Genomic DNA, 13,100 nt, shown 5'->3' on the forward strand with positions numbered 1-13,100 from the left:
ACAAACTCATATCGGCAGAGTTTGTCTTTTTTATGTTCATTGAAAAAGCCGCTTTATTTACGAGGATATTCATTGACATTTGTTTTGGATATTAGTTAAACTCTTTAATAGTTAAACACTTAAACTAAAAAGGAGCAGCGTATGGAACAAAATAAAATTGCCCAGCTCATCCAGAGGTATGCAGATGTCTATCTCTGGATGGAGAAAAAAGTCTCGAGTATGATCACCGAAAAGCTTGATAAAGAGCTGACGCTTGATCAATATTACTCGCTTCGATACATCAATTTACATCCAGGGTGTACATCTACGGACCTTGCTTATGTATGTAATGTAAACAAAAGTGCTGTAACATCCATGACCAACCGTCTTTTTACGAAAAACTATATTTTTCGTGAACATGATCAAGCTGACAGAAGGAATGTTCATCTGTACGTCACGCCAGAGGGCAAAGAAGTGGTCAGCCGAATGGAAAAGCAGCTTCAAGACTTAGTTCGGTCTTATTTTGAAAAGCTTGAAGAAAAAGAAATGGAATCATTTATTCAAACATATGAAAAGATCTATCAAGTGATCATCGAAGAGGAGGCACAAAGTACTAATGAGAGCAATCATAAAGGGTAGATGGCTGATCACGATCCTGTGGGTCGTATTAGCGGCAGTGTTACTCATCACCGCTCCTAATATGGCGCAATTAACAAAAGAAAAGGGGCAAATTTCTGTACCAGACGGCTATCCGTCCTCATATGCCAATCAGTTATTAAAGAAAATGTCTGAAAACGGCGATACAGAAAAATCAATCGTCATTGTCTTTCAAGAAAAGAACATTGTGAAAGAAAGAGAAACATCTTTAAAAAAGGCAATGGATATTTTAGAAAAGGATCAAGATCTCCACATAGAGGACATTACTTCTTACTTTGAAGCCAATAAAGATATCAAAAAACAAATGCTCTCTAAAGATCAAACGACACTCCTTGTTCCAGTTACATACGACTCAAACAAAATCAAAGCGTCCGATTTTAAAGATAGAGTCAATGAAAAGCTGAAAAGCTTAAATCTGAAATTTGAAATGACAGGGCAGCCGTTAATTGATGATGATGTTATTACAAGTTCGCAGGAAGGCCTGAAGAAAACAGAATTCATTACGATTGGGTTTATTCTCGTTGTCCTTATTCTTGTCTTTAGGTCAGCTGTGGCGCCTTTCGTTCCGTTAGTCGCAGTGGCACTGTCTTACTTGGTGAGTCAATCAATCGTAGCTTATTTAGTGAAATATGTAGACTTTCCGCTCTCGACCTTTACTCAGATCTTTATGGTCGCGATCATGTTTGGAATTGGAACGGACTACTGCATACTGCTTCTCAGCCGTTTTAAGGAAGAGATCGCACACGGTAAAGATAAAATTGAGGCGATTCTGATTACGTATAAAACAGCAGGAAAGACCGTCTTATTCAGCGGAATTGCGGTTCTGATCGGTTTTACATGTATTGGCTTGGCACAATTCCAGCTTTATAAATCAGCTGTTGCAGTAGCAGTTGGGGTTGCTGTGCTCATTGTGGCTCTTCTCACGATTGTGCCGTTCTTTATGGCAGTTTTAGGAAAGGTGTTATTTTGGCCGATTAAAGGCGATATTGCCCACCCGCAGTCAAAAATGTGGGAAACAGCAGGCCGTTTTTCATTTAAGAAACCGCTTTTCAGTTTATTAATTGTAGGAATCATTACGCTTCCGCCAATTCTCATGTATAAAGGAACTCTTTCTTATAACAGCTTAGATGAAATTGGTAATAAATACGAATCGGTTAACGCATTCAATACCATTTCTGATAAGTTTGGACCGGGTGAAGCACTTCCGGCAACAGTGGTTGTGAAATCATCTGACCTTTTAGACAACAATGAAGGGCTGATTGCCATCGAAAAACTCAGCCGTGCAATTGAACAAACAGATGGCGTCAGCAAAGTCAGAAGTGCCACCCGTCCTGTCGGTAAAGGGCTGAGTGATCTGTACGTAAAATCACAAGCCAAAGAACTGAACACAGGACTTGATAAAAGCAATGAAGGCTTGAAAAACATCCAAGATGCACTGACGACAATGAGTCAATCCATTGAGGATCAAACGCCGCAAATCAAATCATCAGGAAAAGGCATTAACAAATTGATTTCTGGTACAGAATCTGTGCAAACAGGGATTCAAAATGTTGAAAAATCCTTAAGAAAATTGCAAAACGGCATCGACCAAAATAAAAAAGGTGTAGCAGCCATTAAAGATGAAATCAAAGGTGCAAAAAAGGAATTAATGGCTCAAGTCGCACAAGTGAATCAGCAAGTCTCACTGTATAAAAGCATTTCCAAAGAATTAAAGGCGGCATTAGCGCAAGTGGATACGTCATCCTCTGCCGCAGCAGATGTAAAAACGTTAATCAAACAAGCAAATACACAATTTAGTACCCTTGAAAAGCAAATCCCGCAGGTAAAAGAAAATCAATCGTATCAAGCGATTAAAGCTTCATACAGTGAACTTTCTGCGACCTTGCAAGAAGGGGCGAAACAGGCAGACAGCTATGCCAAACAAGCGAAAGAAGCTAGAAAGCAGCTTGAAGCGGCTGATGCCTTTATCGCAAAAGCTTCAGAGCAGCAAAAAGTCTTGACGAATCAAATCGATGAACTCATTGCTGGCTTAGATGCAGTTGAAAAAGGACTGGATCAAACGTCTAAAGGTCAAGGACAATTAGCTGATAATATGCCAAAGCTTGCAAATGGAGCGGGCGACATCATGAATGGCCAAAAGCAAATGAAAGAAAAGATTGGCGGCTTTGGAGATGATCTAACCAAGCTAACAGACGGCCTGAACAAAAGTGTAAATGGACTGGAGAAAATTTCAAGCGGCTTAATGGGTGCAGGTGACTACTTAGATGAACTGAAAAATGCACCAGATCAAGACATGGCCGGCTGGTTTATTCCAAAAGACGTCTTAAAAAATAAAGCATTCAAGCAAGTATTTGATTCATACATGTCAGATGATCGCAAGATGACAAAAATTGATGTCATTTTAGAGAAAAATCCATATGGAAATGACGCCTTGTCGATAATTAAACAAGTGGAAGCTTCTGTCGAGCGGGCACTTCCTGAAACAAACCTAAAAGATGCGTCATTTGGCGTCTCAGGTGTATCAAGTATGAACGCTGATCTAAAACAGCTGTCAGACCAAGATTTCAATAAGACAGTTCTTTACATGATGATTGGTATTTTCCTTATTTTGGTGATTTTGTTCCGTTCGCTTGTCATGCCGCTTTACTTGGTAGGTTCACTCATATTGACTTACTTTACCGCAATCGGTGTAACTGAATTTATTTTCACCCATTTCTTCGGGTATCCAGGCATTAACTGGGCTGTGCCATTCTTTGGATTTGTCATATTAATGGCGCTCGGAGTCGATTATTCGATTTTCTTAATGGAGCGGTTCAATGAATATAAAACAAAAGACATCCAGTTTGCCATGACTGAATCAATGAAAAATATGGGATCTGTCATTATGTCTGCTGCTGTTATTTTGGCAGGAACATTTGCCGCAATGCTTCCATCCGGTGTGCTGTCTCTCCTGCAGATTGCAACACTTGTCCTCACAGGACTTTTACTGTACGCACTCGTTGTGCTACCATTATTCGTACCTGTGATGGTGAAATTGTTCGGATCAGCCAACTGGTTCCCATTTAAACGAAAAGAATAGGTATTCTATATAGAAAGAAGGAATCAATGTGACGAGTCGTTGGGCGCTGATAACAGGTGCCAGTGGCGGGATTGGGCAGGCAGCTGCCAAAAAGCTTGCCCAAGAAGGCTGCCATGTGATGCTCCATTATTATAAAAATGAACAGGCAGCTGTGCGCCTCGCCGCTCATTTGGATGAGGTATATTCCATTCAAACGCATGTCGTTCAAGCAGATTTATCTAAAACGGGAGGAGCAGATGAGCTTGTCAGCCGTCTGCCGCTCTGTCCAGATATTCTTGTTTTAAATAGCGGCAGGAGCCATGTCGGATTGGTGACAGACACAGAAAAAGACGTATTAGCCAGTATGGTGCAGCTTCATGTCACAAGTCCATATGAGCTTACCCAATCCCTTTTACCTGCCATGATTCAAAAGAAAGCAGGCCATATCATTGCGGTCAGCTCGATATGGGGAGAAACGGGAGCATCGTGTGAAGTGCTGTACAGCATGGTCAAAGGTGCGCAAAATGCATTTATAAAAGGATTAGCAAAAGAGCTTGCTCCAAGTGGAATTAGAGCAAATGCTGTCTCGCCAGGTGCTGTCAAAACAGACATGATGAATCGTTTTACGCAGGAAGACATCGCGATGCTGGAAGAAGAAATTCCGCTTGGCCGGCTTGCATCGCCTGAGGAGGTTGCAGATGTCATTTGGTTTCTCGCCTCAAAACAGTCAAGTTATATCACCGGTCAAATTTTATCTGTCAATGGCGGCTGGTACTGTTAAAAAACGTGTATAATTCGTCTCTCCATGACAAAAGCTATGGCTGTAATTCATCTTTTCGAATGGAGGAATCGACATGTCTGTACTTGAGAACTGGGACCATTGGAAAAACTTTTTAGGTGATCGCTTAAATCATGCGCAGGATAAAGGTTTAGAGGATGAGACCATCAATAACCTTGCGTATGAAATTGGCGGATATCTAGCTAACGAAGTTGAGGCAAAGAACGAGCAGGAAAGAGTACTTGCTGACCTTTGGAGCGTTGCATCAGAAGATGAGCAGCGTGCCATTGCAAATATGATGGTCAAGCTGGTTGAAAATAATAGCTCGCACTAAACAAAAAGAGAGGTCGTTTGTGCCTCTCTTTTTATTTTAACCGTTTCACAACATTGTGCTTTCTAAAAATGTGAAAATGCTTTATGATAAAGGAAGGTAAAAATTTGCCACAATGAAGGGGGTAATATCATTTGGCAAAGCTCGAATGGTATTTTGAATATGAGATACAGGTAAACCGTCCCGGACTTTTAGGAGACATTTCTTCTCTAATGGGGATGCTTTCAATTAATATTGTGACAATCAATGGTGTTGATGTATCAAGACGCGGAATGCTTTTACGCTGTGACCACACAGATCAAATTAAGCGGCTTGAATCAATTTTAAATACAATGGAAACGATAAAAGTAACGAAATTAAGACAGCCAAAGCTTCGTGACCGCTTAGCTGTTCGTCATGGAAGATACATACAGCGTGATGCGGATGACAAAAAGACGTTCCGTTTTGAAAGAGACGAGCTCGGTCTTCTTGTTGATTTTATGGCTGAACTCTTTAAAAAAGAAGGACATAAATTGATTGGGATTCGCGGAATGCCGCGTGTCGGAAAAACAGAATCAATTGTGGCTTCAAGTGTTTGTGCAAGCAAGAGATGGCTGTTTGTATCATCAACTCTTTTGAAACAGACGATCCGAAGTCAGCTGATCGCAGATGAATACAGCCCAGATAACGTCTTTATTATTGATGGGATTGTGTCGACAAGAAGAGGTTCTGAGAAGCATTTGCAGCTTTTAAGGGAAATTATGAGACTGCCGGCAACGAAGGTGGTCGAGCATCCAGACATCTTTATTCAAAATTCAGAATATACAATGGATGATTTCGACTATATCATTGAATTGCGGAATAGCGCAGACGAAGAAATTACATATGAACACGCTGAAGAACCACAAGTGTTTGATCATTCTGGTTTTTCCGGCTTCGATTTTTAATATGGTAATGGTAGGTGTTTGTTTTGACTGAATTGGGAAAACGGCTCGTTGAGGCCAGAGAGGAAAAAGGGATGTCGCTGGAGGATCTGATGGCGGCTACCAAGATCCAAAAGCGCTATTTGCTAGCAATCGAACAAGGAAACTATGATATTATTCCAGGTAAATTTTACGTCAGAGCGTTTATTAAACAATATGCCGAAGCCGTTGGACTGAATCCTGAACAATTGTTCGAAGAATTTCGTAAAGATGTTCCAAGCACGTATAACGATGAAGTATCTGATAAATTATCGAATATTAAGCCGCAAAGAGAGTTGCCAAAGCCTGCCTCGAAAGTGCTTGAACTATTGCCGACAATTTTAATTATTGGAGGCATCATTGTGGTCATCGCCATCATTTATGTGATCGTGCAGGCGGTCAATCATGATAGCGGACAGAAGAATAATCAGGCGGCCCCTCAGCAATCAGAATCTAAATATGAAGTATCTGAGGATTCATCTCTTGCAAAAGATCAAAAGAAAAAAGAAAAAGCTTCGTCAGATGATAAAGAAAAATCATCTAAAAAAGATGATTCATCAAAAGACGATGAAACTGTATCTTTAAAGGCGACGAATACAGAAGGCTCGACAACAACGTATGAAGTATCAGGTGCAGACGAAATGGAGTTAAAAATTTCTGCCTCGCAAGCTTCATGGCTGCGCGTAAGAGACAAATCTGGAAAAGTGCTGAAGATGGGTGAACTAAAAGATGGCGAATCGTTTAAAACAGACCTGTCTGAGCTTTCTCAGGTCGATATCCGTCTAGGCAATGCGTCTGGAATTAATATCAAGATAAATGACGAGACACTTAAGTACGAATTAGACCCTAAGAACACCATGACACAAAACATTGTGATTGTGAATAAAGGAAAGGAAAAGTCATCTTAAGCAAGTAGATGACTTTTCTTTTGTTCCTACTATTATATACATAAAAAATTGCATTATTGGAGGATTGGATTTCATGTTTAACTTACCGAATAAAATAACCCTTTCTAGGATCGCCTTGATCCCTGTTTTTATGATCATTATGCTTGCACCGTTAGATTGGGGTGTTGCACGCTTTGGCGACGTCAGCATCGAAGTGACGCACCTTGTTGGAGCGATCTTGTTTATCGTCGCTTCAACAACTGACTGGATTGATGGATACTACGCACGTAAGCTTAATTTGGTGACGAACTTTGGTAAATTTTTAGATCCGCTTGCAGATAAATTGCTTGTTTCAGCTGCTTTAATTATACTTGTTCAATACAACCTCACACCGGCATGGATGGCGATTGTGATCATCAGCCGTGAATTTGCTGTAACTGGTCTAAGGCTTGTATTAGCCGGAGGCGGTGAAGTAGTGGCAGCGAATATGCTTGGAAAGGTGAAGACATGGGCGCAGATCATTGCGATTTCAGCACTTTTACTGCATAACCTGCCGTTTGAACTTGTGTCATTCCCGTTTGGTGATCTAGCGATGTGGGTAGCGGTGTTCTTCACTGTTGTCTCAGGCTGGGATTACTTTGCAAAAAACTGGGAAGCTTTAAAGAATTCTAACTAAAAAGGACGTGTACGCTTTGAAGTCAGAGAGAAAAGCAGAAATTATTGCAGTCGGTTCCGAACTATTGCTTGGGCAAATTACGAATACGAATGCACAATTCATCAGCAAACAACTAGCCGAAATTGGTGTGAATGTTTATTACCATACAGCAGTTGGTGACAATCCAGAGCGTTTAAAACAGGCCATTCAGGTGGCGCAAGAAAGATCTAATTTTATTATCTTCTCAGGTGGTCTTGGACCAACCAAAGATGACTTAACAAAAGAAACCATTGCGAGCTCGCTTGGGAAAGAGCTTGTACTAAATGAAGAAGCATTTGAATCGATTCAAGACTACTTTCTAAAGACCGGACGCGTTATGTCACCGAACAACCGTAAGCAGGCACTCGTTCTAGAAGGGTCTGATGTGCTCGTGAACCGTTTCGGGATGGCCCCGGGTATGTTTGTTCAAGAAGACGATACGTTTTATATGCTTCTTCCTGGACCGCCAAGTGAATTGCACCCGATGTTTGAAAACGAGGCAAAGCCGCTGATTTCTGAGAAACTTGGCTTAAAGGAAAAGATCGTGTCTGTTGTTCTGCGCTTCTTCGGAATCGGTGAATCGCAGCTTGAAACAGACCTAGAAGATTTAATTGACGCTCAAACGAATCCGACAATTGCACCACTCGCATCTGACGGTGAAGTGACGCTAAGGCTGACTGCTAAGCATGAGGATGAAAAAGAAACAGAGCGTCTGTTAAAAGAAACAGAAGCGCAAATTTTGGCGCGGGTAGGTGAGTACTTCTACGGATATGGGGATACATCACTTGTCCGCGAAGCATTCAAAGCCTTGCACGAGCACGGAAAAACAGTAGCAGCAGCAGAAAGCCTGACTGGCGGAATGTTCTCCGAATGGCTGACAGATCTCGAAGGAGCATCATCCATTTTGAACGGAAGTGTGGTTTGTTATACAAACCAAGTCAAGCAGCAGGTACTTGGCTGCCGGGAGGAAACATTGTCTTCTCATGGTGCTGTCAGCAAAGAGTGTGCTTTAGAGCTTGCTGAAGGAGTTAGAAAGCTGACCGGAAGTGATATTGGCATTAGCTTTACGGGTGTAGCAGGGCCTGATACCCAAGAGGGTCAGCCTGTTGGAAAAGTGTTCATTGGACTATCTACGAAAGACCAGACGGACGTGTTTGAATGGATGTTTACAGGCAGCCGGTCGGGCATTCGAAAGCGTGCTGTGAAATATGGTCTGCATCACTTACTCAACTTATTAAAAGAGAGTTAATTTTGTTTTTTGTTAGGTTTACTCCTTTATAAAAGAGCGTTTTTTCTAATAGAAAATACTCTTTTCTTAAAAAATCTGCCAAGAAAAAATCGAATATGTGTTCGTTTTTTTCTTGGCAAATGACGTAAAACAAGGTATAGTATAGATAGTGGAATTGATAAAGGAGGAAACAATAGAATGAGTGATCGTCAAGCAGCCTTAGATATGGCTCTTAAACAAATAGAAAAACAGTTTGGTAAAGGCTCTATTATGAAACTAGGAGAGCAAACAGATACACGTATTTCAACAGTACCTAGTGGTTCGTTAGCACTTGATACTGCGCTTGGAATAGGCGGATATCCCCGCGGCCGTATTATCGAAGTATATGGTCCAGAGAGTTCTGGTAAAACGACAGTAGCCCTTCATGCCATTGCTGAAGTTCAGCAGCAGGGAGGACAAGCTGCATTTATTGATGCAGAGCATGCACTCGATCCAGTTTACGCTCAAAAACTAGGTGTCAACATTGATGAACTGTTACTTTCTCAGCCGGATACAGGAGAGCAAGCACTTGAAATTGCAGAAGCTCTTGTCCGAAGCGGGGCAGTTGATATTGTTGTTATTGACTCTGTAGCTGCTCTTGTACCAAAAGCAGAGATTGAAGGAGACATGGGTGATTCACACGTTGGTCTTCAAGCACGTTTGATGTCCCAAGCGCTCCGGAAACTATCAGGTGCCATCAACAAATCAAAAACAATTGCCATCTTTATCAACCAAATTCGTGAAAAAGTTGGTGTCATGTTTGGTAACCCTGAAACAACGCCTGGTGGACGTGCGCTGAAGTTCTATTCGTCTGTTCGTTTAGAAGTGCGCCGTGCTGAACAGCTGAAACAAGGCAATGACATTATGGGGAATAAAACGAGAATTAAAGTGGTCAAAAACAAAGTAGCACCTCCATTCCGTATTGCCGAAGTAGACATTATGTACGGTGAAGGGATCTCAAAAGAGGGAGAAATCATCGACCTTGGAAGCGAGCTGGATATCGTACAAAAGAGCGGTGCTTGGTATTCTTACCAAGAGGAACGTCTTGGACAAGGCCGTGAAAATGCGAAACAGTTCCTAAAAGAAAATAAAGATATCATGCTGATGATCCAGGAGCAAATTCGCGAACACTACGGTTTGGATACAAACGGAGTGAAAGCAGCTGAAGAAGAAGGACAAGAAGAATTGGAGTTTAATGACTAAAAAGACTAAAAGACGCTGAAAAGCGTCTTTTTTTTACATTTACATGACAGCTGGCAGGTCAAAAGTTCTGTCTTTGCTTGAAATAACGACTTACGCCTCAGTCTGACTAGCTTGACAAGTATTTCCGACACAATTACAATGGGAATGTATCACTTGTTTTTCTTAACATGATTGATAACTAATTTAAACTTGACAAGGGCAGTGAGGATCTCATTCCCTGTGAAGGCCCTGTATGTTGAGACACAAAACAATGTACATGCCGACACTTTATTTGTAAAACCAAGTTCATAGCAAGAGGAGGTGAAAATATGTCGCCTACGATGTTTACGATCATCTCCATTTTGCTGAGCCTAATCTGTTTAGTTGTTGGCTACTTTGTTCGTAAAACCATTGCAGAAGCAAAAATATCCGGCGCAAGAAACATGGCCGAACAAATTGTTGAGGATGCAAAGCGTGATGCGGAAGCATTGAAGAAAGAAGCGCTCTTGGAAGCGAAAGATGAAATTCATTCGTTTCGTGTAGAGGCGGAGCAAGAAGTTCGTGAAAGACGAAATGAGCTTCAAAGACAAGAAAACCGTTTACTTCAAAAAGAGGAAAATCTTGATCGCAAAGACGAATCTTTAGATAAACGGGAGTCCCTGTTGGAGAAGAGAGATCATTCTCTGAATGAACGACAACAACATATTGAAGAGATGGAAAGCAAAGTGGATGATATGATTCGTTTGCAGAAAGCCGAGTTGGAACGTATTTCAAGTCTAACTCGAGATGAAGCGAAACAAATCATTCTGGATCAAGTTGAAAATGAGCTTTCCCACGACATTGCAGTCATGACGAAAGAATCTGAAAACCGAGCGAAAGAAGAGGCTGACAAAAAGGCGAAAAACATTCTTTCACTTGCGTTACAGCGTTGTGCAGCTGATCATGTGGCTGAAACAACGGTATCTGTAGTCAATCTTCCAAATGATGAGATGAAAGGTCGTATTATCGGACGTGAAGGACGAAATATCCGTACGTTAGAAACGTTAACAGGTATTGACCTGATCATAGATGATACACCTGAAGCTGTCATACTATCGGGCTTTGATCCGATTAGACGTGAAACAGCGAGGATAGCTCTGGACAAGCTAGTCCAGGATGGCCGCATTCATCCTGCACGAATTGAAGAAATGGTGGAAAAATCACGCCGTGAAGTCGATGATTATATCCGCGAGATGGGTGAGCAAACGACATTCGAAGTCGGAGTTCACGGTCTGCATCCGGATCTGATCAAAATTCTCGGCCGCTTAAAATTCCGTACAAGTTATGGACAAAATGTCCTGAAGCATTCAATTGAGGTTGCACATCTTGCAGGTCTCATGGCTTCAGAGCTTGGAGAAGATGCAAAGCTTGCAAAACGAGCAGGTCTTCTGCATGACATTGGAAAAGCCATTGATCATGAGGTAGAAGGAAGCCACGTAGAAATTGGCGTTGAGCTTGCGACGAAATATAAAGAGCATCCTGTTGTCATCAACAGTATTGCCTCTCACCACGGTGACCAAGAACCGACATCTATTATCGCTGTTCTTGTTGCGGCAGCTGATGCATTATCTGCAGCACGCCCTGGTGCAAGAAGTGAGACACTTGAAAATTACATTCGGAGACTTGAGAAATTAGAAGATATCTCTGAATCTTATGAAGGTGTTGAAAAATCGTTTGCGATACAGGCTGGACGTGAAGTACGTATTATGGTGAAGCCAGATTCAATTAATGATCTTGAAGCTCACCGTCTAGCAAGGGATATTCGTAAGCGAATTGAGGACGAGCTCGATTACCCTGGTCACATTAAAGTGACAGTCATTCGAGAAACTCGCGCAGTAGAGTATGCAAAATAGAGCGGTGCGCTTAGCGCCGCTTTATTTTTTTGTGTAAATATGCAACACTGATAAGAAGATCAATTTAAAAGAGAAAGGGTTCAAAAGCGCATGAAAATATTATTTGTTGGAGATATCGTCGGTTCACCTGGCAGAGACACACTGAAAGAATACTTGCCAAAGCTGAAGAAAAAATATCAGCCGCACTTTACTATTGTCAACGGAGAAAATGCTGCTCACGGGAAAGGTCTAACTGAAAAAATCTATCATGAGCTGCTGCAAGCAGGAGCTGATGTGCTCACAATGGGTAACCATACATGGGATAAAAGAGACATTTTCGATTTCATCGATGATGCAGCAAATATGGTCCGACCTGCTAACTTCCCAGAAGGCACACCTGGAAAAGGTCTCACCTTTATTAAAAAACAAGGAAAAGAATTGGCTGTCATCAACCTGCAAGGACGTACGTTTTTACCGCCAATTGACTGCCCATTTCAAAAAGTAGATGAATTAATTGCGGAAGCATCCAAACGGACACCGTTTATTTTTATTGATTTTCATGGTGAAGCCACAAGTGAAAAGCAGGCGATGGGCTGGTATACAGACGGCCGTGCATCATGTGTCGTTGGAACGCATACACATGTTCAAACAGCAGATAACCGCGTATTGCCTAAAGGAACTGCGTATATTTCAGATGTCGGGATGACAGGACCTTATGATGGCATTTTAGGTGTTGACCGAGAAACGATCATTAAACGATTCAAAACAAGTCTCCCAGTCCGGTTTGAAATTGCAGAAGGCCGCACGACGTTAAGTGCAGTAATCGTAGAAATTGACGAACAGTCGAAAAAAGCTGTCAAAATTGATCGAATTTTGATAAATGATGACCATATTTTCTTTGAATAAATGTTCACATATTTATTTCAGAAAAATATTAATCAGAAAGAAGGAATATGCGCCCTCTATCGTGAATATAGTAAAAATGGTAGGTAGCCTGCTATTTTTGAAAAACATTTTGGGGATGGATTTTCAAAAAAATAGCATCATCTAACAAAGATTGTTCTAATGAACACTCACTTATCCATTGTAAATTTAAGGGGGAGCAGAAATGGAAATTTTAAAAGTTTCAGCAAAGTCAAATCCGAATTCAGTAGCAGGAGCATTAGCCGGCGTTTTACGTGAACGCGGTGCAGCGGAAATACAAGCAATCGGCGCTGGAGCACTGAATCAGGCGGTTAAGGCTGTCGCCATTGCAAGGGGATTTGTCGCGCCAAGCGGAGTGGATTTGATATGCATTCCAGCCTTTACTGACATTCTGATCGATGGAGAAGAAAGAACAGCCATCAAATTGATTGTTGAGCCACGATAATTCTAATTTTATTATTTTCAACCTGCTTACATCATGTAAGCAGGTTGTTTTTGTTTACCGCTATACATTTCTTATATAACATATTC

12 protein-coding genes are annotated in these 13,100 nt (G+C 41.4%); all 12 read left to right on the top strand.

Annotated features, from left to right (window positions below; genetic code table 11):
• Positions 1 to 141: 141 nt before the first annotated feature.
• The 12 genes from NSQ25_RS08215 (at position 142) to spoVS (ending at position 13,014) form a co-directional block, all read left to right on the top strand.
• Positions 142 to 618, top strand: coding sequence for a MarR family transcriptional regulator (locus tag NSQ25_RS08215; protein WP_034281891.1), 477 nt, complete (start codon positions 142 to 144; stop codon positions 616 to 618).
• The gene (locus tag NSQ25_RS08220; protein ID WP_326136428.1) at positions 596 to 3,715 is read left to right on the top strand and encodes an MMPL family transporter; all 3,120 of its coding nucleotides are present in this window, start codon (positions 596 to 598) and stop codon (positions 3,713 to 3,715) included. Before NSQ25_RS08215 ends, NSQ25_RS08220 begins: the two co-directional genes overlap by 23 nt.
• A 28-nt stretch (positions 3,716 to 3,743) precedes the next feature.
• A complete protein-coding gene (locus NSQ25_RS08225; RefSeq protein ID WP_081124409.1) occupies positions 3,744 to 4,475 on the top strand; it encodes an SDR family oxidoreductase in 732 nt (243 codons plus the stop codon).
• Positions 4,476 to 4,548: 73 nt separating this feature from the next.
• Positions 4,549 to 4,806 carry a DUF3243 domain-containing protein gene (locus NSQ25_RS08230; RefSeq protein WP_024424114.1) on the top strand — a complete coding sequence of 86 codons (258 nt, stop codon included), beginning with the start codon at positions 4,549 to 4,551 and terminating at the stop codon, positions 4,804 to 4,806.
• Positions 4,807 to 4,937: 131 nt separating this feature from the next.
• Positions 4,938 to 5,729 carry a DUF3388 domain-containing protein gene (locus NSQ25_RS08235; protein WP_003211480.1) on the top strand — a complete coding sequence of 264 codons (792 nt, stop codon included), beginning with the start codon at positions 4,938 to 4,940 and terminating at the stop codon, positions 5,727 to 5,729.
• Between the two features lie 23 nt (positions 5,730 to 5,752).
• Complete coding sequence (locus NSQ25_RS08240) at positions 5,753 to 6,652, top strand: RodZ domain-containing protein (RefSeq protein ID WP_326136426.1); 900 nt, start codon at positions 5,753 to 5,755, stop codon at positions 6,650 to 6,652.
• Between the two features lie 73 nt (positions 6,653 to 6,725).
• Positions 6,726 to 7,307, top strand: a complete 582-nt coding sequence (gene pgsA / locus NSQ25_RS08245) for a CDP-diacylglycerol--glycerol-3-phosphate 3-phosphatidyltransferase (protein WP_008358030.1) — start codon at positions 6,726 to 6,728, stop codon at positions 7,305 to 7,307.
• Positions 7,308 to 7,323: 16 nt separating this feature from the next.
• On the top strand, positions 7,324 to 8,574 hold the full coding sequence (locus NSQ25_RS08250) for a competence/damage-inducible protein A (RefSeq protein WP_326136425.1): 1,251 nt from the start codon (positions 7,324 to 7,326) through the stop codon (positions 8,572 to 8,574).
• A 177-nt stretch (positions 8,575 to 8,751) separates the two neighbouring features.
• Positions 8,752 to 9,795 carry a recombinase RecA gene (gene recA, locus NSQ25_RS08255; RefSeq protein ID WP_034281901.1) on the top strand — a complete coding sequence of 348 codons (1,044 nt, stop codon included), beginning with the start codon at positions 8,752 to 8,754 and terminating at the stop codon, positions 9,793 to 9,795.
• A gap of 308 nt (positions 9,796 to 10,103) precedes the next feature.
• Positions 10,104 to 11,666, top strand: coding sequence for a ribonuclease Y (rny, locus tag NSQ25_RS08260; RefSeq protein ID WP_003211958.1), 1,563 nt, complete (start codon positions 10,104 to 10,106; stop codon positions 11,664 to 11,666).
• Positions 11,667 to 11,756: 90 nt separating this feature from the next.
• Positions 11,757 to 12,551: a TIGR00282 family metallophosphoesterase gene (locus NSQ25_RS08265; RefSeq protein ID WP_024424109.1), complete on the top strand. Its 795-nt coding sequence runs from the start codon at positions 11,757 to 11,759 to the stop codon at positions 12,549 to 12,551.
• A gap of 202 nt (positions 12,552 to 12,753) precedes the next feature.
• Positions 12,754 to 13,014: a stage V sporulation protein SpoVS gene (gene spoVS, locus NSQ25_RS08270; RefSeq protein WP_003211281.1), complete on the top strand. Its 261-nt coding sequence runs from the start codon at positions 12,754 to 12,756 to the stop codon at positions 13,012 to 13,014.
• Positions 13,015 to 13,100 lie beyond the last annotated feature (86 nt).

This window comes from Bacillus sp. FSL R5-0512 (assembly GCF_038593295.1).
Classification (GTDB): domain Bacteria; phylum Bacillota; class Bacilli; order Bacillales; family Bacillaceae; genus Bacillus; species Bacillus safensis.